Source organism: Priestia sp. YIM B13489, from assembly GCF_042787645.1.
In the GTDB taxonomy this organism is placed as follows: Bacteria; Bacillota; Bacilli; order Bacillales; family Bacillaceae_H; genus Priestia; species Priestia megaterium.
Genome location: NZ_JBHZOQ010000053.1, coordinates 811,314 through 835,972, shown reverse-complemented (window position 1 = coordinate 835,972; position 24,659 = coordinate 811,314). Strand labels below are relative to the sequence as shown.

At 39.2% G+C, this 24,659-nt stretch carries 29 protein-coding genes; 27 read left to right on the top strand and 2 right to left on the bottom strand.

Features of this window, described 5'->3' with window-relative positions; translation table 11 throughout:
• The first annotated feature begins 3 nt into the window (after positions 1–3).
• The 26 genes from ACFX4W_RS10155 (at position 4) to ACFX4W_RS10030 (ending at position 22,982) form a co-directional block, all read left to right on the top strand.
• Complete coding sequence (locus ACFX4W_RS10155; RefSeq protein WP_013059012.1) at positions 4–708, top strand: demethylmenaquinone methyltransferase; 705 nt, start codon at positions 4–6, stop codon at positions 706–708.
• An 81-nt stretch (positions 709–789) separates the two neighbouring features.
• The gene (gene hepT, locus ACFX4W_RS10150; protein WP_013084891.1) at positions 790–1,755 is read left to right on the top strand and encodes a heptaprenyl diphosphate synthase component II; all 966 of its coding nucleotides are present in this window, start codon (positions 790–792) and stop codon (positions 1,753–1,755) included.
• A 115-nt stretch (positions 1,756–1,870) separates the two neighbouring features.
• A complete protein-coding gene (gene ndk, locus ACFX4W_RS10145) occupies positions 1,871–2,320 on the top strand; it encodes a nucleoside-diphosphate kinase (RefSeq protein WP_013059010.1) in 450 nt (149 codons plus the stop codon).
• Between the two features lie 210 nt (positions 2,321–2,530).
• Positions 2,531–3,313 carry a CheR family methyltransferase gene (locus tag ACFX4W_RS10140; protein ID WP_043976384.1) on the top strand — a complete coding sequence of 261 codons (783 nt, stop codon included), beginning with the start codon at positions 2,531–2,533 and terminating at the stop codon, positions 3,311–3,313.
• Positions 3,314–3,447: 134 nt separating this feature from the next.
• Positions 3,448–4,620 carry a chorismate synthase gene (aroC, locus tag ACFX4W_RS10135; RefSeq protein ID WP_013059008.1) on the top strand — a complete coding sequence of 391 codons (1,173 nt, stop codon included), beginning with the start codon at positions 3,448–3,450 and terminating at the stop codon, positions 4,618–4,620.
• Positions 4,620–5,702, top strand: coding sequence for a 3-dehydroquinate synthase (aroB, locus tag ACFX4W_RS10130; RefSeq protein ID WP_043976386.1), 1,083 nt, complete (start codon positions 4,620–4,622; stop codon positions 5,700–5,702). The genes aroC and aroB overlap by 1 nt, the downstream gene beginning before the upstream one ends.
• Positions 5,703–5,985: 283 nt before the next feature.
• Positions 5,986–7,500, top strand: coding sequence for an anthranilate synthase component I (trpE, locus tag ACFX4W_RS10125; RefSeq protein ID WP_043976388.1), 1,515 nt, complete (start codon positions 5,986–5,988; stop codon positions 7,498–7,500).
• Positions 7,493–8,518: an anthranilate phosphoribosyltransferase gene (gene trpD, locus ACFX4W_RS10120; protein WP_043976390.1), complete on the top strand. Its 1,026-nt coding sequence runs from the start codon at positions 7,493–7,495 to the stop codon at positions 8,516–8,518. Before trpE ends, trpD begins: the two co-directional genes overlap by 8 nt.
• Positions 8,508–9,275, top strand: a complete 768-nt coding sequence (gene trpC / locus ACFX4W_RS10115) for an indole-3-glycerol phosphate synthase TrpC (RefSeq protein WP_013084885.1) — start codon at positions 8,508–8,510, stop codon at positions 9,273–9,275. Before trpD ends, trpC begins: the two co-directional genes overlap by 11 nt.
• Positions 9,265–9,891: a phosphoribosylanthranilate isomerase gene (locus tag ACFX4W_RS10110; protein ID WP_043976393.1), complete on the top strand. Its 627-nt coding sequence runs from the start codon at positions 9,265–9,267 to the stop codon at positions 9,889–9,891. Before trpC ends, ACFX4W_RS10110 begins: the two co-directional genes overlap by 11 nt.
• Positions 9,888–11,102, top strand: coding sequence for a tryptophan synthase subunit beta (gene trpB / locus ACFX4W_RS10105; RefSeq protein ID WP_013059002.1), 1,215 nt, complete (start codon positions 9,888–9,890; stop codon positions 11,100–11,102). The genes ACFX4W_RS10110 and trpB overlap by 4 nt, the downstream gene beginning before the upstream one ends.
• A complete protein-coding gene (gene trpA / locus ACFX4W_RS10100; RefSeq protein WP_043976395.1) occupies positions 11,089–11,904 on the top strand; it encodes a tryptophan synthase subunit alpha in 816 nt (271 codons plus the stop codon). Before trpB ends, trpA begins: the two co-directional genes overlap by 14 nt.
• A gap of 4 nt (positions 11,905–11,908) precedes the next feature.
• Positions 11,909–13,012, top strand: coding sequence for a histidinol-phosphate transaminase (gene hisC / locus ACFX4W_RS10095; RefSeq protein ID WP_025750397.1), 1,104 nt, complete (start codon positions 11,909–11,911; stop codon positions 13,010–13,012).
• A gap of 72 nt (positions 13,013–13,084) precedes the next feature.
• A complete protein-coding gene (locus ACFX4W_RS10090; protein WP_043976398.1) occupies positions 13,085–14,185 on the top strand; it encodes a prephenate dehydrogenase in 1,101 nt (366 codons plus the stop codon).
• Between the two features lie 21 nt (positions 14,186–14,206).
• On the top strand, positions 14,207–15,496 hold the full coding sequence (gene aroA / locus ACFX4W_RS10085; RefSeq protein ID WP_043976400.1) for a 3-phosphoshikimate 1-carboxyvinyltransferase: 1,290 nt from the start codon (positions 14,207–14,209) through the stop codon (positions 15,494–15,496).
• Between the two features lie 253 nt (positions 15,497–15,749).
• Positions 15,750–17,012 carry a tetratricopeptide repeat protein gene (locus ACFX4W_RS10080; RefSeq protein WP_272911060.1) on the top strand — a complete coding sequence of 421 codons (1,263 nt, stop codon included), beginning with the start codon at positions 15,750–15,752 and terminating at the stop codon, positions 17,010–17,012.
• A gap of 97 nt (positions 17,013–17,109) precedes the next feature.
• Positions 17,110–17,655, top strand: coding sequence for a ReoY family proteolytic degradation factor (locus ACFX4W_RS10075; protein ID WP_013058996.1), 546 nt, complete (start codon positions 17,110–17,112; stop codon positions 17,653–17,655).
• A gap of 118 nt (positions 17,656–17,773) precedes the next feature.
• Positions 17,774–18,232, top strand: coding sequence for a YpiF family protein (locus tag ACFX4W_RS10070; protein ID WP_025750392.1), 459 nt, complete (start codon positions 17,774–17,776; stop codon positions 18,230–18,232).
• Positions 18,233–18,436: 204 nt separating this feature from the next.
• Positions 18,437–18,937 carry a QcrA and Rieske domain-containing protein gene (locus ACFX4W_RS10065; protein WP_013058993.1) on the top strand — a complete coding sequence of 167 codons (501 nt, stop codon included), beginning with the start codon at positions 18,437–18,439 and terminating at the stop codon, positions 18,935–18,937.
• Positions 18,938–18,940: 3 nt separating this feature from the next.
• Positions 18,941–19,615 carry a menaquinol-cytochrome c reductase cytochrome b subunit gene (gene qcrB / locus ACFX4W_RS10060; RefSeq protein WP_013058992.1) on the top strand — a complete coding sequence of 225 codons (675 nt, stop codon included), beginning with the start codon at positions 18,941–18,943 and terminating at the stop codon, positions 19,613–19,615.
• A 110-nt stretch (positions 19,616–19,725) separates the two neighbouring features.
• Positions 19,726–20,493, top strand: a complete 768-nt coding sequence (locus ACFX4W_RS10055; RefSeq protein ID WP_034649101.1) for a menaquinol-cytochrome c reductase cytochrome b/c subunit — start codon at positions 19,726–19,728, stop codon at positions 20,491–20,493.
• Between the two features lie 133 nt (positions 20,494–20,626).
• Positions 20,627–21,214, top strand: a complete 588-nt coding sequence (gene lhaT, locus ACFX4W_RS10050) for a lipoprotein heptaprenylglyceryl N-acetyltransferase LhaT (protein WP_043976405.1) — start codon at positions 20,627–20,629, stop codon at positions 21,212–21,214.
• 82 nt (positions 21,215–21,296) lie between these two features.
• Positions 21,297–21,707 (top strand): YlbD family protein, encoded by a 411-nt coding sequence (gene ylbD, locus ACFX4W_RS10045; protein ID WP_013058989.1) that lies wholly within the window; start codon positions 21,297–21,299, stop codon positions 21,705–21,707.
• A gap of 5 nt (positions 21,708–21,712) precedes the next feature.
• Positions 21,713–21,949, top strand: coding sequence for a YlbE-like family protein (locus tag ACFX4W_RS10040; protein ID WP_013058988.1), 237 nt, complete (start codon positions 21,713–21,715; stop codon positions 21,947–21,949).
• 99 nt (positions 21,950–22,048) lie between these two features.
• Positions 22,049–22,435, top strand: a complete 387-nt coding sequence (locus tag ACFX4W_RS10035) for a carbohydrate-binding protein (protein WP_013058987.1) — start codon at positions 22,049–22,051, stop codon at positions 22,433–22,435.
• 100 nt (positions 22,436–22,535) lie between these two features.
• A complete protein-coding gene (locus ACFX4W_RS10030) occupies positions 22,536–22,982 on the top strand; it encodes a YlbF/YmcA family competence regulator (protein WP_016765457.1) in 447 nt (148 codons plus the stop codon).
• Between the two features lie 5 nt (positions 22,983–22,987).
• On the opposite strand, the gene ACFX4W_RS10025 is transcribed toward ACFX4W_RS10030, so the two are convergent.
• Entirely contained in the window at positions 22,988–23,302 is a 315-nt protein-coding gene (locus ACFX4W_RS10025) for a hypothetical protein (RefSeq protein ID WP_016765456.1), read from the bottom strand.
• 77 nt (positions 23,303–23,379) lie between these two features.
• Here ACFX4W_RS10025 and ACFX4W_RS10020 point away from each other — a divergent pair, with 77 nt between their 5' ends.
• Entirely contained in the window at positions 23,380–23,655 is a 276-nt protein-coding gene (locus tag ACFX4W_RS10020; protein WP_013058985.1) for a YlbG family protein, read from the top strand.
• A gap of 75 nt (positions 23,656–23,730) precedes the next feature.
• Here ACFX4W_RS10020 and ACFX4W_RS10015 read toward each other — a convergent pair whose 3' ends face one another.
• The gene (locus ACFX4W_RS10015; RefSeq protein ID WP_013084871.1) at positions 23,731–24,117 is read right to left on the bottom strand and encodes a DUF7147 family protein; all 387 of its coding nucleotides are present in this window, start codon (positions 24,115–24,117) and stop codon (positions 23,731–23,733) included.
• Positions 24,118–24,659 lie beyond the last annotated feature (542 nt).

Genomic DNA, 24,659 nt, shown 5'->3' with positions numbered 1-24,659 from the left:
GATATGCAGCAATCAAAAGAACAGCGTGTCCATGGCGTATTTGAAAAAATATACAAAAATTATGATCAAATGAATTCTGTTATTAGTTTTCAGCGTCATAAGGCATGGCGCAAAGATACGATGAAGCGAATGAATGTTCAAAAAGGAACAAAAGCTTTAGATGTTTGTTGCGGAACTGCGGATTGGACGCTAGCTATGGCTGAAGCAGTTGGAGAAACAGGAGAGGCAGTTGGCCTGGATTTTAGTCAAAATATGCTAAAGATTGGTGAAGAGAAAGTAAAAAACTCACCTTTTTCAAATATTACCTTACTACATGGCAATGCAATGGAACTTCCTTTTGAAGATAATTCATTTGACTATGTAACGATTGGATTCGGACTGCGCAACGTGCCCGATTACCTTCAAGTGTTAAAGGAAATGCAGCGCGTCGTGAAACCTGGCGGAAAAGTGGTTTGCCTTGAAACGTCTCAGCCCACGATGATCGGCTACCGACAAATGTACTTGCTTTACTTTAAGTATATTATGCCTGCGCTTGGAAAGATGGTCGCTAAAAGCTATGATGAATATTCATGGCTTCAAGAGTCAGCAAGGGACTTTCCAGGTCAAAAGCAATTGGCTGATATGTTCCGTGAAGCCGGTTTGACAGATGTTGAAGTGAAATCTTATACAGGTGGAGTAGCAGCGATGCATCTAGGGTACAAACGATAAAAGAGAAAAAGCTTGTCCTACAGGTGCAACAGCCTGTAGGATAAGGAGTAAAGAATGAATATATAATGCAAGGTGAGTCCAATGAAACTAAAAATGATGTACGCTTTTTTGAATACGGATATTACCCTTATTGAGAAAGAACTTGAACAAACTGTTCATACCGATGAAACACTTATCACAGATGCTTCTCTTCACCTTTTACAAGCAGGGGGGAAACGAATTCGCCCTGTATTTGTTTTGTTGGCAGCTAAATTTGGGCATTACAACATCGACCAAATCAAACACGTGGCAGTAGCGCTTGAGCTGATTCACATGGCGTCTCTTGTTCATGATGATGTTATTGATGACGCTGATAAGCGACGCGGAAAACCAACAATTAAGGCAAAATGGGACAATCGTATTGCTATGTATACAGGGGATTACATCTTTGCTCGTGCGCTTGAAGTTATGAGTGAGGTTAAAGATGTGGAAGCACATAAAATTTTATCTAATACGATGGTGGAATTAACGCTCGGTGAAATTGAACAGATTAAGGACAAATACAACCTAAACCAAAACTTACGCGTGTATCTGCGTAGAATTAAACGTAAAACGGCACTGCTAATTGCTGCAAGCTGTCAGTTAGGCGCAATTGCAGCGGGAGCTCCTGAAGATATACATAAACGTTTATTTTGGTTTGGATATTACGTGGGAATGTCATTTCAAATTACCGATGACATTTTAGATTTTATCTCATCAGAAGAACAGCTTGGGAAACCAGTTGGCAGCGACTTACTGCAAGGAAATATTACGCTGCCAGTTTTGTATGCCATTGAAAATGCTGAGTTTCGAGATAAAGTAGAACAGCTTTTCGAGAGGGAATATGAGCAAGAGCTGATCAATGAAATTATTTCTGATATTAAATCTTCTAACGCCATTGAACGTTCATTTGAGATGAGCGATCGTTATCTGCAAAAAGCGATGAGCATTTTAGAAGAGCTGCCGCCAAACAAGGCGAAAAAAACGCTGCATCAAATTGCGAAGTACATTGGAAAACGGAAATTTTGATTTATTTACTTTCATAAGTTGTAAACTGCTCGAAACAATGTTAATATCTTCATGAGGTGTGATTGCGCTTTCAAAACTTGTTTACATATCATGAACTTCAGGGGTGGAGAGTAAAATGATACAAAAAACGTTTTTAATGGTCAAACCAGACGGGGTACAAAGAAGCATTATTGGTGAGGTTATTTCTCGCTTTGAGAAAAAAGGTTTTCAACTAGTTGGAGCTAAGCTTATGCATATTTCGCAGGAATTAGCTGAAACACACTACGGTGAACATAAAGAGAAACCTTTCTTCGGTGAGTTAGTGAAATTTATCACATCAGGTCCAGTTTTTGCTATGGTATGGGAAGGTGAAAACGTGATTTCAGTATCACGTCAAATGGTGGGGAAAACTAACCCTCAAGAAGCGCTTCCTGGAACTATTCGAGGTGATTATGGACTGATTGTCGATAAGAATATTATTCACGGCTCAGATTCACCAGAAAGTGCGGAGCGTGAAATCAGCTTATTCTTTGAAAGTGAAGAGCTGACTTTCTATAAAAAAGACGCAGACGCTTGGATTTACTAATTTAGATAGCGCAAGGAGACGAATGAATTTTCATTCGTCTTTTTTATTGTGTTTATACATAGGTTCTAGGCTATTGATTGCGAATATCACTCTACATAAACATTTTCACAATGTATTCCGATATATTAATAAGAAGCTAAGCGTATATAAAGGTTTTATTTCCTTATACGTCTAACATAAACGTATAGAAATGAGAAAGGAGAGTTAAAAATGATAGATGAATACGACGCGTTTGTGGAGAAAATAAAAATAAAAACAGGCATTGATTTATCACTATATAAGCAGTCTCAAATGAAACGCCGCCTCACCTCCCTGTATGAAAAAAAAGGTTTTTCTAGTTTTTTTGAATATTATCGAGCAATGAGCAGTAACAGCGAACTGCTTGAGGAGTTTTTAGATCGGATGACGATTAACGTGTCAGAGTTTTATCGTAACTATCAGCGGTGGGATATATTGGAGCAAAAAATTTTACCGGCTCTTGTAAAAGGAAAAACAGACCTGAAAGTGTGGAGCGCTGCCTGTTCAACAGGGGAAGAGCCATATACACTAGCGATGGTTTTATCAACATTTTTTCCTCTTTCGCGTATTTCTATATTAGCGACTGATTTGGATGAAAAAGTGATAGAAAAAGCAAAAATAGGCTTTTATGATGAACGTTCACTTCAGGAGATGCCTGTTTCGATGAAAAATAAGTACTTTCAACAAAGAGGAACCGGCTACTTATTAGATGAAAAAATCAAAAAAACAGTTGTTTTTCAGAAACATAACTTACTGTCAGACTCTTTTCCAAAAAACGTTGACTTGATTGTTTGTCGAAATGTGCTTATTTATTTTACAGATGAAGCAAAGCATGCTTTATATGAAAAATTTAGCAGAGCTTTAGCACCTGGCGGCATCTTATTTGTAGGTAGCACAGAACAGGTTTTTACTCCCCAAAAGTATGGATTTGAAACGGCTGATACGTTTTTTTACAGAAAAGTAAAGACCATTTAATCGAGACAACCTGAAGCGGTTTCTTAAAAGCTGAGGTGAAACTTTTTGTACATTCTTATGTTATAGTATGGTATAGTCATATTTAAAAATGGAAAAATTCTGACGAATAATACATATTAAGCGGAGGTACGATTATGCGATATTTAACAGCAGGAGAATCACATGGTCCACAATTGACTACTATTTTAGAGGGTGTTCCGGCAGGGCTTCCTTTAACAGCCGAAGACATCAATACAGATTTAGCGCGAAGACAAAAAGGTCATGGTCGCGGAAGACGTATGCAAATTGAAAAAGATCAAGCGGAAATTTTAAGCGGTGTCCGCCACGGCTATACGCTAGGATCTCCTATTACGTTAGCGGTAGAAAATAACGACTGGAAACACTGGACAAAAATTATGGGCATCGAGCCAATTTCTGAAGAAGAATCAGAAGAAGTAAAGCGCAAAATCTCAAGACCAAGACCAGGGCATGCCGATTTAAACGGCGCTATTAAATATGGTCATCGCGATATGAGAAATGTATTAGAACGTTCTTCAGCTCGCGAAACAACTGTAAGGGTAGCAGCAGGTGCTGTCGCTCGTCAAATCCTTGCTCAGTTCGGGATTTCCGTAGCTGGACATGTATTAGAAATTGGCGGCGTACAGGCAAATCCGCCTCAATACAAAAGCTTAGAGGAACTGCAAGAAGTCACTGAAGCTTCTCCAGTAAGATGTTTTGACTCAGCTGTTGAGAAGGACATGATGCAAGCAATCGATGATGCTAAGAAAAATGGCGATTCTATCGGAGGCGTAGTAGAAGTTATTATTGAAGGCGTGCCAGCAGGAGTAGGCAGCTATGTTCATTACGATCGTAAATTAGATGCGAAGATTGCTGCAGCTGTTATGAGCATTAATGCATTTAAAGGCGTTGAGTTTGGGATTGGATTTGAAGCGGCTCGCAGACCAGGAAGCGAAGTTCATGACGAAATTCTATGGGATGAAAAGAACGGGTATACCCGTAAAACAAACAACTTAGGCGGCTTTGAAGGCGGCATGACAACAGGTATGCCAATTGTAGTACGCGGAGTAATGAAGCCTATTCCAACGCTTTACAAGCCGTTAAAAAGTGTTGATATTGAAACAAAAGAAGCCTTCGAGGCAAGCATCGAACGTTCAGACAGCTGCGCTGTGCCGGCGGCAAGCGTTGTAGCAGAAGCCGTTGTAGCTTGGGAATTGGCTGATGCGCTAATCGAACAGTTTGGACAAGACCGAATTGATTTAATTGCTGAAAATATTGAGAAAATGCGTGCACATGCGAGGGAGTTTTAATGTTGCAAATTGATATTCAAACTTTATCCAAAACATACCCTCTTTATTTAGGAAATGGATTAATTGAAAAGCTGCCTTCTATTATCGAGAGTGTAAAACCTAATCTGTCGTCCGTGTTAATCATCACCGATTCAGCTGTAGATTCATATTATGGAGAAGCGGCTGTAAAAGCGATTGAGACAAAATTTAAAGTGGCTAAATACGTAGTGCCAAGCGGTGAACATGCAAAGTCATTTCAACATTACTACGATTGTCAGACATTTGCGCTCGAACAGCAGCTTGACCGCAATGCGCTCGTTATTGCTTTTGGCGGAGGAGTAGTAGGCGATTTAGCTGGATTTGTAGCCGCTACTTATATGAGAGGAATTTCTTTTATTCAAGTGCCAACGACGCTTCTTGCTCACGATAGTGCTGTAGGCGGTAAAGTAGCCATTAATCATGAGCTTGGAAAAAATATGATTGGTGCTTTTTATCAGCCTGAAGCGGTTGTTTATGATATTGATCTTCTTAAAACGCTTCCCGAAAGAGAATGGCGTTCCGGTTTTGCAGAAGTGATTAAACACGCTTTTATTCACGATGAAGCATTTTATAAATGGCTTCAGCAAAATATACAATCGCTGACTGATTTACAAGATGAAAAATTAATTTATGCTATTCAAAACGGTATTTTAGTCAAAGCATCTGTTGTAAAAGAAGATGAGACAGAAGCTGGCGTTCGCGCTCATCTGAACTTTGGACATACGCTAGGGCATGCGATCGAAGCGGAGTGCGGCTATGGACAAATCAGTCACGGAGAAGGCGTAGCGATTGGTATGCTGTTTGCTATGAAAGTCAGCAATGTTCTTGAAAAAAGTCAGTTCTCTGTGGACGACATTGCGAAATGGTTTGAAAAATTTGGCTACAAGACGTCTGTCCCAAACCATCTTTCAGCTGAAAAACTGCTCGTAAGAATGAAAGCGGACAAGAAGTCTAAATCAAGCAATGTTCACATGGTACTGCTTGAAGGCATAGGCAAACCTTTTGTTCAACAAGTAGAAGATGAAGTGATTCTTAAACTGCTGAATGAAGAGCTTAAAGCTTAGTTTCGTCTAAAGCCAAGTAGATAGTAGTTGACAAATGGATTTGAAACGTACTACAATTGGTAACAAGTTAGTTTAGAGATTTTAGTTATGAGAAAACAATAGACAGTTTAGTTGAGATTAGGGTAGACGAGAATGAGACAGTTGAGCAGAGTTTAGTTGAGTGAATTTTACCATTCGTATACCCAAAGGCCCATTTTTGATGTGTCTTTGGGTTTATTTATTATATCCTCTTTTATATAACCTCATCTATTCTCATTCTCCATGAAATGGAGGATTGAAAGATATGACGAACACGTATACTTCTTTTTTAGAAGACTCTACAGAGTATTTAACCATTCCAATTATAAAAAAAATATTTATCGATAGCATGACACCTGTTGATCTTTTTCAACAAGTAAAAGATGAAGCCGTATATTTGCTTGAAAGTAATGATGAATCATCACCATGGTCCAATTATTCTTTTATTGGCTTAAATCCATTTTTGTATGTTGAGGAAGAAAAAGGAACCTATCTAGCAAAAAATAAGCAGCTTCAGCCTATGCTGCAAGGAGATAGCTTTAAAGAGGTGTTTTGTAAAATTCAGCAAGAGCTGAAAGTGAAAGTACCAGACCTTGCACTTCCTTTTAAAGGAGGAGCAGTAGGGTTTATCAGCTACGACGCAGTATCGCAAATTGAAAAAGTGAACGTACATGCCCAAAATGATTTGAACATGCCTACTTTTCACTTTATCTATTGTCAAACGATGCTTGCTTACAATCATCAAACAAAAGAGCTTATGGTGATTCACTACATTCAGCTTAATGAGCAAGACAAAGAGCAGCAGAAAAAAGAAAAATACGGTGAAGCTTTAGCAGAGATCAATCGATATGTTGAAAGAATAGCGCAGACGGTGAAAGAAAAGCCAATGATGTTTGAAAGCGAGCAGCGCGAAGTTAGCTTTGAAGGTGTAACATCGTCATACCAAAAAGATAAATTTGTGCAAGATGTGGAAAAAATTAAGGAATACATTAAAAGCGGAGATGTTTTTCAGGCCGTATTGTCGCAGAGATTTCAAATTGATACGACCGTAGCTGGATTTGATATTTACAGAGTATTGCGATTAGTTAATCCGTCTCCTTATTTATTTTACGTGAAAGTAAAAGGCGTGGAGCTAATTGGAAGTTCTCCTGAGCGGTTGATTCAAATTGAAAACGGCCATTTAGAAATTCATCCGATTGCAGGAACGAGAAGACGTGGCAGGGATGCAGAAGAAGATGCGCGCTTATACGAAGACTTAATTAACGATGAAAAAGAGCGGGCAGAACACTATATGCTCGTGGACTTAGCAAGAAATGACATCGGCCGAGTTGCACAGTATGGAAGTGTCCAAACACCAGTATTAATGCAGCAGGTTAACTTTTCGCACGTCATGCACTTGATTTCTAAAGTGACAGGGCGCCTTGACGAAAAAGTACATCCCATTGATGCGCTGCTTTCTGCATTTCCAGCGGGTACCGTATCTGGCGCTCCAAAAGTGCGAGCGATGCAAATCTTAAATGAAATTGAACCAGTTGCGCGAAATGTATATGCAGGAACCGTAGCATATCTCGGATTTGATGGAAACATTGATTCGTGCATTGCGATTCGGACCATTCTTTTGAAAGACCAGACCGCTTATATCCAGGCTGGAGCAGGAGTGGTTGCTGACTCAAAACCGGAGCTTGAGTGGAAAGAAACCCGCAATAAAGCTAGCGCTTTAATCAAAACAATTCAATTAGCCCAAGACATCTACGATAAAAAGGAGGATGTATATGTTTAAGGAATTGTTAAAAAAGTGTTTGCGCGGTGAGTCACTTTCAGCGGAAGAAGCAGAAAAAATTATGAATGATATTATGAACGGTAAAGTCCCGGCAGCTCAAATTGCTAGCGTGCTAACCATCTTAACGTATCGAGGAGAAACCGTCGATGAAATTGTTGGTTTTATCCGAGGTATGAAAAATAATATGAATGCTATTTCTCTAGAAGAATTAAACGTAGTAGATACATGCGGTACCGGAGGAGACGGGGCCTCTACGTTTAATATCTCAACGGCTAGTGCGATTGTGGCATCTGCTGCGGGAGTAAAGGTTGCGAAACATGGGAACCGAGCCGTATCTTCTAAAAGCGGAAGTGCCGACGTGTTAGAACATCTGGATATATGGATTCAAGGAAATGAAAAAGAAGTGAAAAATGCGGTGGCTGACCTCAATATGTCCTTTTTATTTGCGCCGCTTTATCACCCTGCTATGAAACATGTTGCTGCTACTCGAAAGGAATTAGGATTTAGAACGGTTTTTAATGCATTAGGTCCATTAGCAAACCCTACTAACTGCACAAAGCAAGTAATTGGCGTTTATTCCATTGAGCTTGCACGAAAATTAGCAGAAGCGCTTGTTGTACTGGGAGCTAACCACGTCCTTCTGGTTGCGGGCAGAGACGGTTTAGATGAAATCAGTGCCACGGATGTAACGGATGTTGTAGAAGTACAGGGCAATGTCATTACAGAATATACGCTTGCACCAGAGGATGTACACTTACAGAGAGGGAAGCTTGAAGACTTAGTGGTAGAAGATGCGAAATCGAGTGCCGAGCTTATTGAATCGCTATTTTTAAATAAAAGCAATGTAACTGCTAAAAACGCAGTCGTATTAAACTCTGCTGCAGCTATTTACGTTAGCGGAAATGTTTCTACTTTTGAAGAAGGAGTAGCTGTAGCTTTAGAAACAATTGAATCAGGTGCTGCATACACACAATTACAACGATTGAAATCGAAAAAGGTGGTTGAACATGCTCAATAAAATTATTGAAACAAAAAAAGAAGAAATTCAAAACCTACAGTTACCCGAACAGCAAAATGTTGCAAAACGATCATTTTTAGACGCTTTATCAAATCCGAATCGAGAGCTGGCTCTTATTGCAGAAGTGAAAAAAGCTTCTCCTTCCAAAGGATTAATAAAAGAGAATTTTCAGCCTGTGGAAATTGCTAAAGCCTACGAGAAAGGGAAAGCAGATGCTTTGTCTGTGTTAACAGATCAGCACTATTTTCAAGGGAATCGAACGTTTTTAAGTGACATTAAACAGCATGTCTCTATCCCTGTGCTTCGCAAGGATTTCATCATTGATTCCATTCAAGTGGAAGAAAGTGCAAGAATCGGTGCTGACGCTATTTTACTCATTGGAGAAGCACTTGAACCATTAAAATTGCAAGAGCTTTATCTTCAAGCTGCTGAAAAAGAGTTAGATTGTTTAGTAGAAGTGCATTCTCTAGAAACGCTTGAAAAGCTGCTAGCTGTATTTACCCCGAAGATTATTGGCATTAATAATCGAAATCTTCACACGTTTGAAACCAGCGTGCAGCAGACCAAAGAAATTGCCAAGCATGTTCCGAAAAATCAGCTGTTAGTGAGTGAAAGCGGAATTTACTTATACGATGATGTTTCCTACGTAAAAGAAGCGGGAGCAAAAGCTATTTTAGTAGGGGAATCGCTTATGAGGCAGGATAATCAAACCAAAGCGATTGAAAAGCTGTTTGGGGAAAGTGAATATGCTCATTAAGTACTGTGGTATTCGATCAAAACAAGATATAGCTTTAATCGAAAAGTCGGCTGCTACTCACATTGGCTTTATTTTCTATCCTAGAAGTAAACGATATGTAAAGCCTGAACGAGTAAATGAGTTTGTAACGGATGAAATAAAAAAACAAGTCTCGCTAGTAGGGGTATTTGTTAATACACCGGTAGATCAAATAATTGAAATTGCCTCCGTAACAAATTTAGATGTAATTCAGTGCCACGGGCAAGAAACAGCTGCGGACGTACGTCGGTTAAAGCAGCGTGGATATGAAGTGTGGAAAGCGCTCCCTCACAATAAAGAAACGGTGCAGCAAATGCATGTATATGAAGAGGCTGACGGGTATGTAATTGATAGCAAGGTTAAAGAACAATTTGGAGGAACGGGCGTCGCTTTTGATTGGAGTTTCGTTCCTCAGTATGAATCAGCTGCCCAAAGGTTAGGTAAAAAATGCTTTATTGCTGGAGGAATCAATGCTTGTAACATTGAGAACTTGTTACCCTACAAGCCTGGGGCGATTGATATTTCTGGCGGTATTGAAACAAATGGAACGAAGGACTATACAAAAATTATAGAGATTGAAAGGAAGATCATACTATGACATACAATCATCCTGATGAATTTGGCCGCTTTGGTGAATTTGGCGGAAAATACGTACCTGAAACATTAATGAAGCCACTTGAAGAAGTAGAAGCAGCTTTGAATCAAGCAATGAAAGATCCGGCATTTAAAGATGAGTATCTATCCTTACTTGTTAACTACTCTGGGCGACCAACGGCTTTAACATATGCTGATAATATTACCGAAACGCTCGGCGGGGCAAAAATTTATTTAAAACGTGAAGACTTAAATCATACGGGTGCTCACAAAATCAATAATGCCATTGGACAGATTTTACTTGCTAAACGTATGGGAAAAACAAAAATTATTGCTGAAACAGGAGCGGGTCAGCATGGGGTAGCCACAGCTACAGTAGCTGCAAAGTTCGGAATGGAATGTAAAGTATTCATGGGAGAAGAAGATATTGAACGTCAGGCATTGAACGTCTTTCGCATGAAGCTTCTAGGAGCGGAAGTCATTCCTGCAACTTCTGGAACAAAAACGCTAAAAGATGCAACAAATGAAGCGATTCGCTACTGGGTTCAACATTGTGAAGATCATTTTTACTTAATTGGTTCGGCTATTGGACCGCACCCTTATCCTAAAATGGTTCGAGATTTCCAAAAAATTATTGGAGAAGAAGCAAAAGAACAGTTTACAGCGGTAGAAGGCAAACTTCCGAATGCTGTCGTGGCATGCGTCGGAGGCGGCAGTAATGCAATCGGAATGTTTTATGATTTTATTAAAGAGGAAAATGTACGCTTGATCGGCGTAGAAGCAGGAGGGAAAGGACTAAATACAGCCCTCCATGCTGCTAAAATGGCTAAAGGCACAAAAGGTGTTATTCACGGAACGCTCACGTATTTACTTCAAGATGAAAATGGTCAGATTACAGAACCTTATTCTATTTCAGCAGGTTTGGATTATCCAGGTATCGGTCCAGAGCATTCTCACCTTTCATCTATTGGACGAGTAGAATATGAAAGTGTAACGGATGATGAGTCAATCGAAGCTCTTCAGCTGCTGGCGAAAACAGAGGGAATCATCCCGGCTATTGAGTCCGCCCATGCGCTGGCAAAAGCATTTGAACTGGCTAAAAGCATGACGAAAGAAGAAACCATTTTAATTTGCTTGTCAGGTCGAGGAGATAAGGACGTTCATACATTAGTAAACTTGCTAGAAGGGAAGGAAGAAGAACATGAATACGTTTGAAGCGAGACTACCTAAACATGAAACATTGTTTATTCCATTTATTACAGCAGGAGATCCTCATGAAGATGCAACGGTGGAAATTGCTTTGTCTTTGCAAAAGCAAGGTGCTTCTATTTTAGAACTGGGCGTACCATATTCTGACCCTTTAGCAGATGGCCCAATTATTCAAGAGGCATCTAAAAGAGCTTTATCTGGCGGCATGTCTATTTCAAAAGCCATTAAGCTTGTATCGGTGATGAGAAAAAAAGGTGTGAAAATACCGGTAATTCTCTTTACCTATTTTAATCCTGTGTTACAATTAGGTTTAGAATCCTTTTTCGCGTTAATGCGAAAAAATGAAATAGATGGAGTGCTAATTCCGGATTTACCGTACGAAGAGAGTGGCCGTATCCGAGAGCTTGCCGCTGAAAATGAAGTTGCGTACATTTCAATGGTTGCTCCTACATCTAAAGAGCGTATCCAAAAAATCGCTGCAGATGCAACAGGCTTCTTATACTGCGTGTCGTCTTTAGGCGTTACTGGGGTTCGCTCTACGTTGCCAGCTGATATTGGCACCTTTTTAGAAGATGTGAAAGCAGCAGCTTCTATACCGGTTGCCGTCGGTTTTGGGATTTCAACAAGTGAACAAGTAGAGGTGTTAAAGGAACATAGCGACGGCATTGTAATTGGAAGTGCAATTGTTAATAAAATTGGCCAGCTTGAACAAGTTCTTTTAAATAAGGATACACGCCGGGACGGATTAAATCAAATTGAGGAGTATGTTGCATCCATCGTTTCGCCTATACAAAAATGCGAGGTGTAACACGTTGAAGGTAAAAGAACAATTACTAACTTTATCTCCATATAAACCAGGTAAGCCAATTGAAGAAGTAAAGCGTGAATTTAATTTAGATCGCGTTGTAAAATTAGCATCTAATGAAAATCCTTACGGCAGTTCTGCTTTAGTAAAAGAGGCGATTGCTGCAGAAATCGAAAATATGGCGCTTTATCCAGACGGCTATGCAGCTGAACTGCGTGCAGCAGTAGCAAAGCACGTAGGCGTAGAGCAAGATCAGCTGATTTTTGGAAATGGGTCTGATGAAGTCATTCAAATTATTTGCCGAGCTTTGCTATCGGCTGATACAAATACTGTCATGCCGACGCCGTCATTTCCTCAATATAAGCACAATGCCGTAATTGAAGGTGCAGAAATTCGTGAAGTACCGCTGCGCGGCGGAGATCATGATTTAGATGCTATGCTTCGTGCAATTGATGAAAATACGACAATTGTGTGGGTATGCAGTCCTAATAACCCAACGGGAACGTATGTTAAGGGCGATGAGTTAATTTCTTTTATGAAACAAGTTCCTAAGCATACATTAATCGTTATGGATGAAGCCTATTTTGAGTATGCAGCAGATCAAGCCGACTATCCGGATACGGTAGAGTTTTTGAATGAATACGAAAACTTAATTGTACTTCGCACATTTTCAAAAGCATACGGCTTAGCTTCTTTGCGCATTGGTTACGGTATTGCAAACGAATCATTGCTACAAAAAATTGAGCCGGCTCGTGAACCTTTTAATACAAGCCGCATGGCTCAAAAAGCAGCAATTGTTGCTCTTGAAGACCAAGCGTTCATTGAAGAGTGTAAAAAGAAAAATGAAGAAGGTTTGCAGCAATACTATGCTTTCTGTGATAAGAATGGCTTAAACTATTATCCGTCTTTCACTAATTTTGTTCTAATCGATTTTGGTCGTCAAGGCGATGAAGTGTTTCAATTTTTATTGCAACGCGGATTTATTGTTCGTTCAGGGAATGCATTAGGCTTCCCAACTTCCGTTCGTATTACAGTGGGAACAAAAGAACAAAATGAACAAATTATTGAATTGCTTCAGCAGTTTGTTAACCAAGCAGCAGCGAAAGCTTAATACCTAATATAGTAAAAGATGAGAGTGTGATTTCACACTCTCATCTTCATATGTACAATGAGGTGAAGGAAAGTGAAAGAAAATGTTTTTGTTATAGGTTTGGGGTTAATTGGAGGATCGCTGGCACTTAATATAAAAAAGACGCATCATCATCTTGATGTAATAGGTTTTGACATTAATCAAGAGCAGCTGGAGCTTGCCAAAACCCTAGGTGTAATTGACCAAGCGGCTTCTTCTTTACAACAAGGCGCGGAGCAAGCGGATTATATTGTTATTGCCATTCCGGTCACTCAAGCAGCGGAAGTGCTAAAACAGTTAGAACATTTTACGCTTAAACAGTCTGTTATCGTCACAGACGTAGGAAGTACAAAAGAAGAGGTCGTGAAAACAGCGGAAGCCCTTATTGCTAAAGGTATTGAGTTTATCGGCGGTCACCCAATGGCGGGGTCTCATAAAAGCGGAGTAGCTGCTTCTAAAGCTCATTTGTTTGAAAATGCAATGTATGTATTAACACCTTCATCTTCTACTTCTTCGGAGGCTTTAGGCAGTTTAAAGGAATTGCTAAGTGGTACAAAAGCCAAAATTATTGTGATGTCACCAAAAGAACATGATAAATTAGCGGGTGTCATCAGCCATTTTCCTCATATTATTGCTGCAAGCCTTGTTCATCAAGCAGAATATTACCAACAAGACAACCAGCTAGTTTCGCAGCTTGCAGCTGGAGGGTTTCGTGATATTACACGTATTGCTTCAAGCAGTCCAGCGATGTGGAGAGATATCTTGCTTCATAACCAGGATGCGCTTCTTTCAATGTTTGACCACTGGCTTGAAGAAATGAACGACGTGCGAAATATGATCGAACGAAAAGACGCGAACGATATCTATACATATTTTTCACAAGCAAAACAATTTAGAGATCAGCTTCCTGTACGAACCAAAGGAGCGATTCCATCCTTTTATGATCTCTATGTGGATGTTCCTGACTATCCGGGGATTATTTCAGAAGTAACGGGTTATTTAGCAGAAGATGAAATCAGTATTACAAACATTCGAATTTTAGAAACACGAGAAGACATATACGGAGTATTACGTTTGAGCTTTCAAACAGAGGAAGATAGAAAGCGGGCAAGAGCGTGTCTCCATCAGCATCAATATCAGACGTTTATTTCTTAATATACGAAAGGTGTGAATGAAATGAGTGGAAAACAATTAAAAACTAATCTTTCATCTCTCCAAGGAGAAATTTCTATTCCTGGAGATAAATCGATTTCTCACAGAGCTGTGATGTTCGGAGCGATGGCAGAAGGGAAAACAACGATTAATCATTTTTTAGCAGGGGAAGATTGCTTAAGTACGATTTCGTGTTTTGAAAAGATGGGCGTATCGATTAAAAGAGAAGACGAGTATGTCGAAGTGGAAGGTAAAGGTATCGAAGGGTTAAGTGAACCCGCTTCCATCTTAGATGTAGGAAATTCAGGAACGACTACTCGTTTAATGCTTGGGATTCTTGCAGGTGTGCCATTTCATACGTCTCTAATTGGAGATGAGTCGATTGCCAAGCGTCCTATGAGCCGCGTTACGGTGCCCCTGCGCTCTATGGGTGCAAAGATTGATGGGCGTGAGCACGGCCAATATACGCCTTTATCCACTCGAGGAGGGGCTTTAAAAGCAATTCATTACCATTCTCCTGTAGCAAGTGCACAAGTAAAATCAGCGATTTTACTAGCGGGACTTCATGCGGAAGGCACAACAAAAGTAACCGAGCCTTTTACATCACGGGACCATACAGAGCGTATGCTTCGCGCCTTTGGAGTAGACGTAGAGGTAGATGGAACGACTGTAAGCATTGAAGGAGGACAATCTCTGCGCGGAACGGATGTATACGTACCTGGTGACATTTCTTCAGCTGCGTTCTTTCTTGTTGCAGGAGCCATTGTTCCAAACAGCCGAATCGTTTTGAAAAACGTCGGACTCAATCCTACAAGAACAGGTATTATTGATGTGCTTCAGCAAATGGGTGCACGCCTTACAATTTCTAATGAACGTATTCAAAATGGAGAGCCTATTGGCGATTTGACGATTGAAACGTCTCAGTTGAAAGGGATTGAAATTGGGGGGGATTTAATTCCTCGTTTAATTGATGAAATTCCAGTGATCGCTCTTTTGGCGACTCAGGCGAATGGGAAAACAGTTATTAAAGATGCCGAAGAATTAAAAGTAAAAGAAACGAACCGTATCGATACGGTTGCAACGGAGTTAAGCAAGCTCGGTGCCTCTGTTACTCCAACAGCTGATGGCCTCATCATTGAAGGCAAGACGGCTCTAAAAAGCGGTGAAGTAGACAGTTATGGAGATCATCGAATTGGAATGATGCTTGCGGTCGCAGCAGCCATTGCAACGGGAGAGGTAACACTAATGAGAAGTGAAGCTATTCACGTCTCCTATCCTACTTTCTTTGAAGATCTTGATAAACTAAGCGAATAAGAAAGAGGCTGGAACAAGCGCATTTTGGTTGAAGGAAAATCGGAACGATGAATTGATATTCTTGATAGAGAATCAAACTCGTTCGGATTTTCATCCGAAAAATGTAAGCGTATTCAAATTGATTTGTTGAACAAACGCTCAAACTATTTTATCATGGTGTATAGAAGCATGTGTTCTTGCTTCGGTTTGGAAAAAATAGAAAATTAATTCGTTTTATTTGTATATAAAAAGTGAATGTAATAATAAAGGAGAATTGTGTGTGAAAGAACTAGACCGCGCGATAGGTTACGTAGAATCCAATGAAATTGAAAAAGGTCTTGCCCTTATTCATGAATTGAAAGATAAAGCTACAGACGAAGAAAAATTTTTAATGGCTGAACAGCTTCAAGAGTGGGGACTAGTAAATGATGCGCTGCCTTTAATAGACGAGCTCATCGCTAAATACCCAGAAGAAGGCGAGCTGTATTTATTAAAAGCTGAAATGCTTATCGATTTAGAAGAAGAAGAAGAAGCGATTCATATTTTAAATCAAATTAGCAGCGAAGATGATAACTACGTGCCAGCTCTGCTTCTTGTAGCTGACTTATATCAAATGCAAGGCCTTAGTGAAGTAAGTGAGCAAAAGTTAATGGAAGCAAAAAAAATGCTTCCAAATGAGCCGGTTATAGATTTTGGGCTCGGTGAATTTTACAGCAGTCAAGGAATTTATCAAAAGGCGATTCCTTTTTATCAAACGCTGCTAAAAACAGAAAAAGAATTTAACGGCACGGATCTTCGTCAGCGATTAGCTGAAAGTTTAGCAGGTATCGGCCAGTTTGAAGAAGCGCTTCCTTACTTTGATCAAGCGCTAAAAGATAAGCTTGAGATTAACACACTATTTGAATATGCGATTTCAGCGTATCAAGCAGGTCATTATCAGACCGCTATTGAAAAGTTCACAGAACTAAAAGAGCTAGACCGTGAGTACCATTCTCTTTATTTATATTTAGCAAAATCATATGAACATGAAGAGATGCTAGAAGAGGCTGCGGTGGCTGTTAACGAAGGTATTGCGCAGGATGAATTTCAAAAAGAACTTTACTTTTTTAAAGGGAAGATAGCATTAAAGCGCGGTCTAGAAGAAGACGCTGAATCGGCATTTCAACAAGCGATTGCACTAGATCCAGGGTATATTGAAGCCATTTTAACTCTCTCTAAACTTTATATGAGTCAAGAGAGATATGAAGATGTAGTAGAGAATATAGAGCACGCCAAAGAATATAATGAGCATGACCCTCATTTTGAATGGGATTTAGCAAAAGCTCACCAAGAATTAGAAAATTATGAAGAAGCGCTAAAATACTACGAATCTGCATACACTGTTTTTAAAGAAGAGTATGCGTTTTTAGAAGAGTATGGCTACTTCTTATTAGAAGAAGGACAGCGCTCGAAAGCGAAGGGGATTTTCCAAGCCTTATTAGCAATGGATCCAACAGTAGATGAAATTCAAGACATATTATTTCAATTAGAAGAATAAATAATAGTTCAGAGGATTTTATTGCTGCCGTGTGGAATAAATAACTGTAAAAGGTGTTTTAACTGAGAGTTTAAACACAGAGGAGGGAAGTGAGAATATGACGACCCCTGTTACTGTCAACGAGAAAAAAGAATTTGTTCGCTGGTTTTTAACGAATTATCAGCTGAAGCGAAGAGAATGTGTATGGATTTTAAATTATTTGATGAGCCATGATCAATTGATGAAACGAGTTCACTTCGTTGAGCAAGCACAGTTTTGTCCTCGCGGGATGGTGATGTCTACGCACTGTGTGGAAGACCCTCCATTTCGTTTTTATAAAGAAAATATCATGACAACCGATGCAGAAAAATCATTTCATGATATTCGTTTGAATCGAGAAGAAGACATTTATATTCAATTAAACTTCCGATCGTTGTATTCATCGCCTCAATATGTGGCTGTACTGGAAGACAATCCGTATATGCCAAAAGCTAATCAAACAAATGAAAAAGACAGAGTATTAGCTGAGCAAATATTGGAAGAATCTATTCAGAAGTTTCAGCGATCAAAAATCATGGAACTAATTGATAAAGCATTAGATGAAAACGATAAAGAGGAATTTCAGCGCTTAAGCGAATATTTAAATAACCATTATGTACAGTAGATAACTGAGGGATTGGCTAGCTTCTTAGAAAAAGGTCAATCTCTTTTTTTTATCTCCTTATTCATTTTGGAAAATAAATAAGACAAGCTTTAGCGGGCTTGCTGAGAGGAGAAGGAAGTTGAAGCTTCAGGCCAAGGAAATGGATGTGTACTTACAATCCAAAAGTTATGTTGATACTGTATTGGTTCCACTCATTCCGATTGATTTCGGAGAAGATTTAAAGCTTACTGCATCTATGAGTGAATATACGACTGCTCTTACTGAAGAGTTAGAGAGGCAATTTAAAGGAAGAGTGATTTTAACACCTAGTTTTACATACTTAAAAAAAGATGGAGTAGCTGCTGTTTATGAAACATTACTTCGTTGGAATGAGCATATAAATGACAATGAAGTCAAACATCTTTTTGTGCTTACTAGCGACCGAGACTGGCTGCAGTTTGAAAAAGAAATAGGGGCGTACTGCATTTGGATACCTGCTTTACCGCTTGAGCATATAGATGAGTCGCATAAGTATACGCTCATACATGAACAAGTTCAACAGCTCTTACCGATTTTTGTAGAGAAATGGAGTGTTTAAAAATACTGTAGAATAAGCAATGGAAGCGCAAACAAAATAATGACAAAAAATTTAGAAAAATAAAGGTTATTTCCATGTTTTAGGTTTTTATTGTATTGACCTTCCAGAAATATTAATATATCATGATTATGTCCTAGTTTAATAGAATGGTCCATCATGTGTCCAAAATTCTCTGGACTGAACTTTTTTAAAGGGGGGAAAAGCATGGGTGATCGGGTATCAAGACGACAGTTTTTAAACTATACGCTCACTGGTGTAGGGGGATTCATGGCTGCTGGAATGTTAATGCCAATGGTGCGCTTTGCAGTAGATCCAATTTTAGAAAAAGAAGCGGGTCAGGATTTAGTAGCTGTGGCGCAGGTTAAAGACATTACAAAAGAGCCGAAACGTGTCGATTTTAAAATCAAGCAAGTGGATGCGTGGCATAAATCAGAAGAGCCAAGATCGGCTTGGGTGTACAAAACTGATAAAGGTGAAATCGTCGCGCTGTCACCAATTTGTAAGCATTTAGGCTGTACGGTTAACTGGGCTGGTGACAAAAACTATCCACACCGTTTCTACTGTCCTTGTCATGGGGGAATGTATGAAAAAAGCGGTAAAAATGTACCGGGGACACCACCGATGGGACCGTTAGATGTATACGTTCAAAAAGTAAAAGGCGGTACGTTATATCTAGGAAAAGCCAAACCACAAGGAGGGGCATAGAAAATGTTGAATAAAATCTATGACTGGGTGGATGAACGGCTAGATATTACTCCTTTATGGCGAGATGTGGCCGATCATGAAGTGCCAGAGCACGTAAATCCTGCACATCACTTTTCAGCATTTGTGTATTGTTTTGGTGGATTAACGTTTTTTGTTACCGTTATTCAAATTTTATCAGGCATGTTTTTAACCATGTATTATGTACCAGATATAAAAAATGCATGGGAATCCGTTTATTATCTGCAAAATGAAGTCGCTTTCGGACAAATTGTTCGAGGTATGCATCACTGGGGAGCAAGTTTGGTTATCGTCATGATGTTTTTACATACACTTCGTGTTTTCTTCCAAGGAGCATACAAAAAACCCCGCGAGTTAAACTGGATTGTGGGTGTGTTAATTTTCTTTGTTATGTTAGGTTTAGGTTTTACAGGTTATTTGTTGCCGTGGGATATGAAAGCGCTCTTTGCAACGAAAGTAGGTTTGCAAATTGCTGAATCCACACCAATTATAGGCCAGCAAGTGAAGACATTACTCTCAGGACATCCAGACATCGTTGGTGCTCAAACACTAACTCGCTTTTTCGCCATTCACGTATTCTTTTTACCCGGAGCCCTACTTGGCTTAATGGGTGCCCACTTCTTAATGATTCGTAAACAAGGAATTTCAGGACCACTATAAAATTTTATACGCTTTATTCAAGTATTCAATCACACTAGTCATCATATGCATCAAGCACATACTCCGTTGTTATTACTTTCACTAGAACAGTGAGAAAAAGGAGGGAGAACATGCATCGTGGTAAAGGGATGAAGTTTGTTGGAGATTCACGTGTTCCTGCAGAACGAAAACCCAATATTCCAAAAGATTACTCTGAATTTCCAGGGAAAACAGAAGCATTCTGGCCAAACTTTTTACTAAAAGAATGGATGGTAGGGGCAGTTTTTTTAATCGGTTATCTATGTTTAACCATCGCTCATCCATCTCCTCTTGAACGTATTGCCGATCCGACTGATACGGGGTACTTGCCTCTTCCTGACTGGTATTTTTTGTTCCTATATCAGTTGCTTAAATATTCATTTGCTTCTGGTCCATATAATATTATAGGTGCATTTATTATTCCAGGGATTGCATTTGGCGCATTAATGCTTGCTCCGTTCATTGATCGAGGACCAGAAAGAAGACCAGCTAAGAGGCCGTTTGCAACAGGATTCATGCTTTTGGCTATAGCAGCAGTCTATTTCCTAACGTGGCAGTCAGCGACACAGGTGGACTGGAAAGCGCGTGAAGAGCAAGGGAAAATTAGAGAAGAAGTAGCGATTGACAAAAATTCAGAAGGCTACAAAATCATGCAAAAGCAAACGTGCTTAACCTGTCATGGTGATAACTTACAGGGAGGTCCTGCGGCTCCGGCTTTAACAGGAATTGATTTATCTCCTGAGGAAATCGCCAAGATCGCAAAAAATGGTAGAGGCAATATGCCGAAAGGTGTTTTCAAAGGTTCAGATAAAGAATTGAAAACGCTCTCGGAGTTTGTCGGCAACTTAGGAAAAGAATAATGAAAACCAGCCAAAGGGCTGGTTTTTTTGAATTTATTTAATGCTGTGTTTTACATCAATGAGATAGGTGCTTGCTATTGTTCAAAAACTGTACATAATAAAGAAGAGATTAAATGTAAAGGAGACTTTCTAAATGGCTTGGTTATGGTATACCTTAAAAGATAAGCGTTTTTTAACGCTTTTGCTGATTGTGAATATACTAGGAACAATCTACGGATATATTTGGTATGGAAGTCAATTAGCGGAAACACCTAAGAAGTTTTTATTATTTGTGCCTGATAGTCCAACGGCAAGCTTGTTTTTTGTTATTGTACTTAGCGGTCTTTTACTTGGAAAGCATTTTTCACTGTTTGAAGCTTTAGCAATGATCACGCTGTTTAAATACGGGATTTGGGCCGTCGTAATGAATGTATTGGTCTATGTGTTAACAGGATACATTGATTGGATGATGCTTATGTTAATGGCTTCTCATGCAGCAATGGCTTTTCAAGGGCTTTTGTACGTACCGTTTTACCGCATTAAATTATGGCATGTAGCTGTTGCCGCTGTATGGGCTGTACATAATGATATCGTTGATTACGTTTTTTCTATGATGCCAAGATACAGCATGCTCAATGCGTATATGTCTGAAATTGGTTATTTTACATTTTGGCTAAGCATTTTATCTATTTTCATTACATACTGGTTCACAGTTCGTGCTTCTTCAAAAAAACAGCTATAAAAAATTTTTGAAATAGGCGCACGAAACGAGCTCTCTTTTTCTAAGATATAGTAGGCTATATTTAAGTATGAGGTGAGTGACTGTGAAGGAAACCAAACGAGAGCTTCATCCGTCCGTTGTGGAATTTAAACAATTTGTAAAATCACATCCCAAATTAGTAGAACAGGTTCGAAAGCAGCAAAAAACGTGGAAAGAGCTTTATGAAGATTGGTATTTATTCGGTGCAGAAGATCCAATGTGGGAGGCATATCGTTCAGAAGAAAGTGCAAAGGCTGAACCAGCTGCTGCAACAGAGGAGAAAAAAGATATCATGGGTACAATCGTATCCTCGCTGAAAAACATGGACTTGAATCAAATGCAAAATCATATCACAAATGTAAATTCAGCTATTTCCAATATTCAACAAGTACTGCAGCAATTTCAACCATCTAAGCCATCTGGTGGAGGAGCAGCTTCCGGGCCAGGGAATCCATTTGGCTTTAGGAAAGATTAAACGCAATGAGAAAAGATATATACGAGTATATGCAGTCTCGTCCTAAACTCAATGACTTCGTTCGTGAACAGCCAATGTGGTACCGGCGTTTATCTAGAAATCCTGAAGAACTGGAGAAATTTGAATTAGAATCTAAGCACTACTACAAACAAACGATTCCTCATAAAGTCGAAAAGTTTTCGAATTCGATTCAAATGGCAAACATGATGTTTCATATGTTTCAGTCCATGAAAAATCAATGATCTCTGCATACATAGCGATGCAGAGATTTTTGCAAGTCATGAGTAAAAACAAAGAGTTTGTAAACACTATGGAGAAACGAATGATAAAGGAATGGTATTATGCGCTTACTATTAACGACGGCCTTATGTGTAGTTTCTCTGCTAGGATGCAACCATGATAAACCAAAACCTGAAACTAAAATTTCCTCTCAGCCGCGGGCAGCTGAAACGTTTGGTGCAATGAATACAAAACCTTCACTGATGGTACACCAGCATGTGAAAGGACAAAACGTATACGTCGAATGTATTCTAAGCGGGTTTTCATTTTCAACAGAGAGTGGATTCCTTCAAATCAAAGTAGATGGAAAACCATTTAAAGAAATGAAGCAAGCAGCCTTTGTTTTAAGTGATCTTCCAAAAGGATCTCATACTGTTACGATTGAACTGATGAAATCTAAAGAAGAAAGTTATCAAGTGAGGAATACCTTTACGGTTGAAATTATATAGTTAAAAAGTAGAACTTGTAGTAAATCAGTGTAAGCTGTTTTAGCAAGTTCTTTTTCTTTAGATCCAAAACGTGATAAGATAAAAACGGAGGTGCACAGCCATGCTGACAACAATGAGAACTGTTGAATTACTCGATGAGTCTGATCACGTAGCGAACATGGTGTTACAATCAGACGTAGCCGAGAACTATCGTCAATGTTTATATAGATTAAATAAAGATTCACATGCACAGGCATTAATTGCTGAATTTGTGAAAATAAAGGAACAGTATGAGGATGTTCAGCGATTTGGAAAATATCATCCTGATTATAAAACCATTACGAGACAAGTACGTGATGTAAAGCGTCAAGTTGATTTACACGCGACAATCGCTGCGTTCAAAAAAGCAGAAAGTGAATTACAAAAGCTGCTTGATGAAATTAGCGTTATCCTTGGTCAAGCTGTTTCAGAGCATGTGAAAGTACCAACGGGAAATCCGTTTTTTGATACGGGAAGCAGCTGCGGCGGTGGCTGCGGATCTGGTGGAAGCTGTGGGTGCAGCGCATAAGCCGTTCACTGTATAAATCGAACGCAATCAGCACAGGAATTTCCGCAGCAGGCCATTTTACGCTGTGGAACGTAAAACCTATGCTGATAAACATAAGTAAGATGCTGACTTCTGACAAAAGTTGAGCGCCACGTAGCATTTGTATTGGATGTAGCAAAAATAGATGAAGCTTCTAGAAGCTCATCTATTTTTCTACGCTTAATTGATGTGTTTATATACAAAAAGGGTATATTTGTGATTTTTTTGAAAATGACTTGTTCAATAGCTCTCTGCTCGTTAAAATGAGTAAGAAAGAGCATCCAGATATCATCTAAATTCATACATAAAGCACCTACTTCATATAAAAGAATTTATGATAAAGAAAACCAATATAACGTATGCAAAAGGGGAACTAAATATGTTTGTTGAACGTCAAGGAATTGTGGCGTATGTGCATTCTGTTAAGCAAGCAAAAGCATTGCGAAAGTACGGAAATGTACATTACGTATCTAAAGAATTAAAGTATGTTGTCTTATATTGCAACCAAGATGGCATTGAAAAAACAATCCATAAACTTCAGTCTCTACCTTTTGTGAAGAAAGTAGATCCTTCTTATCGGCCGTTTTTAAAAACAGAATTCGAAAATTCAAAGCCGGATAAGGCGAAGGAATATGACTATAAGATAGGAATTTAAACAAAAAAGGAATGTTATTTACATTCCTTTTTTTTATTTTACTTGCCCTTAGTAAACGAATAGGCAGGGATGAGATTATTGCATTGGCGGAATAAAGCGGTTCATTCGCAAAATGCCAATAAGGTGCTGATAGTAGAGTGCTGTTTCTGGAAATGTAGTAGATGGTTTGACATCGAGTACCACAATTTCTTTTCCCGCTTCCTCAGCAGCTCGTTTAAATAACTCAACGCGCTTGCTGTCGTTTTGTTTTAAAACAATTCCTTCTCGGCAAACGTAAAGCGGTTGGAAATTCCCTTCAGCTGTTGGATGCAAGACAGCGACAAAAGAAGCTACTTGTCGATCTTCTTTTACTGTTCGCAGCATAATAAGATGAGCAAGACGGTGTTTGTTGCTTTTGACAATCTCTAACAGCTCATAAATATCTGAATACCCTTCTCCGAGCTCAATAAAACGCTGAATCATATGTATTTCCCCCTTTATGTATTAAAAAAGCAAACTCACGTAGTTTAATGTATCACTGAATATTTTAAGAGTAAATAAAAAAATCCCTACAACTACTCATTGTAGGGCCCTTCAATAAAGGGGTGTAATCACCTCTGCGATTACAAGCACCTTGATGAAGGCAAAGGGAGAGGAGAAACCGGAGGAAGAACTTATGGGGAAACGTAAGTCTTCTCCGCGGTTGGCAACAACATCGGTTAGATGATGTTGTTACTAGTCAGTATGTCCGTTTTAAACGTTCATATACCTGTCTTGTGAAATTCACTTTTTAATACATAAAAGACTGATAACATAACAGAGAAAAAGGGTAAATTTACGTTTGTTATGACATATTAAAGTAAAGGAATTCTTCTATGAACGAAATGCCGAAGGATCTTCATAGGTGTATCTTTTAGAAAAGAATCAGTGTATCTAAGGACACGGCCGTAAAAGTCCAGCATAAAAGCAAGCTGCTGGTTACTGCATAGAATGTATACAGCATTGAATAAATTGAGGATTTTTGC

What these genes read in the sequence shown, in the direction of transcription:
- ACFX4W_RS10155 (WP_013059012.1), top strand. Translation starts at nt 4, where the DNA reads ATGCAGCAATCAAAAGAACAGCGTGTCCATGGCGTATTTGAAAAAATA.
- hepT (WP_013084891.1), top strand. Translation starts at nt 790, where the DNA reads ATGAAACTAAAAATGATGTACGCTTTTTTGAATACGGATATTACCCTT.
- ndk (WP_013059010.1), top strand. Translation starts at nt 1,871, where the DNA reads ATGATACAAAAAACGTTTTTAATGGTCAAACCAGACGGGGTACAAAGA.
- ACFX4W_RS10140 (WP_043976384.1), top strand. Translation starts at nt 2,531, where the DNA reads ATGATAGATGAATACGACGCGTTTGTGGAGAAAATAAAAATAAAAACA.
- aroC (WP_013059008.1), top strand. Translation starts at nt 3,448, where the DNA reads ATGCGATATTTAACAGCAGGAGAATCACATGGTCCACAATTGACTACT.
- aroB (WP_043976386.1), top strand. Translation starts at nt 4,620, where the DNA reads ATGTTGCAAATTGATATTCAAACTTTATCCAAAACATACCCTCTTTAT.
- trpE (WP_043976388.1), top strand. Translation starts at nt 5,986, where the DNA reads ATGACGAACACGTATACTTCTTTTTTAGAAGACTCTACAGAGTATTTA.
- trpD (WP_043976390.1), top strand. Translation starts at nt 7,493, where the DNA reads ATGTTTAAGGAATTGTTAAAAAAGTGTTTGCGCGGTGAGTCACTTTCA.
- trpC (WP_013084885.1), top strand. Translation starts at nt 8,508, where the DNA reads ATGCTCAATAAAATTATTGAAACAAAAAAAGAAGAAATTCAAAACCTA.
- ACFX4W_RS10110 (WP_043976393.1), top strand. Translation starts at nt 9,265, where the DNA reads ATGCTCATTAAGTACTGTGGTATTCGATCAAAACAAGATATAGCTTTA.
- trpB (WP_013059002.1), top strand. Translation starts at nt 9,888, where the DNA reads ATGACATACAATCATCCTGATGAATTTGGCCGCTTTGGTGAATTTGGC.
- trpA (WP_043976395.1), top strand. Translation starts at nt 11,089, where the DNA reads ATGAATACGTTTGAAGCGAGACTACCTAAACATGAAACATTGTTTATT.
- aroA (WP_043976400.1), top strand. Translation starts at nt 14,207, where the DNA reads ATGAGTGGAAAACAATTAAAAACTAATCTTTCATCTCTCCAAGGAGAA.
- ACFX4W_RS10075 (WP_013058996.1), top strand. Translation starts at nt 17,110, where the DNA reads ATGACGACCCCTGTTACTGTCAACGAGAAAAAAGAATTTGTTCGCTGG.
- ACFX4W_RS10065 (WP_013058993.1), top strand. Translation starts at nt 18,437, where the DNA reads ATGGGTGATCGGGTATCAAGACGACAGTTTTTAAACTATACGCTCACT.
- qcrB (WP_013058992.1), top strand. Translation starts at nt 18,941, where the DNA reads ATGTTGAATAAAATCTATGACTGGGTGGATGAACGGCTAGATATTACT.
- ACFX4W_RS10055 (WP_034649101.1), top strand. Translation starts at nt 19,726, where the DNA reads ATGCATCGTGGTAAAGGGATGAAGTTTGTTGGAGATTCACGTGTTCCT.
- lhaT (WP_043976405.1), top strand. Translation starts at nt 20,627, where the DNA reads ATGGCTTGGTTATGGTATACCTTAAAAGATAAGCGTTTTTTAACGCTT.
- ACFX4W_RS10040 (WP_013058988.1), top strand. Translation starts at nt 21,713, where the DNA reads ATGAGAAAAGATATATACGAGTATATGCAGTCTCGTCCTAAACTCAAT.
- ACFX4W_RS10035 (WP_013058987.1), top strand. Translation starts at nt 22,049, where the DNA reads ATGCGCTTACTATTAACGACGGCCTTATGTGTAGTTTCTCTGCTAGGA.
- ACFX4W_RS10030 (WP_016765457.1), top strand. Translation starts at nt 22,536, where the DNA reads ATGCTGACAACAATGAGAACTGTTGAATTACTCGATGAGTCTGATCAC.
- ACFX4W_RS10025 (WP_016765456.1), bottom strand. Translation starts at nt 23,302, where the DNA reads ATGAATTTAGATGATATCTGGATGCTCTTTCTTACTCATTTTAACGAG.
- ACFX4W_RS10020 (WP_013058985.1), top strand. Translation starts at nt 23,380, where the DNA reads ATGTTTGTTGAACGTCAAGGAATTGTGGCGTATGTGCATTCTGTTAAG.
- ACFX4W_RS10015 (WP_013084871.1), bottom strand. Translation starts at nt 24,117, where the DNA reads ATGATTCAGCGTTTTATTGAGCTCGGAGAAGGGTATTCAGATATTTAT.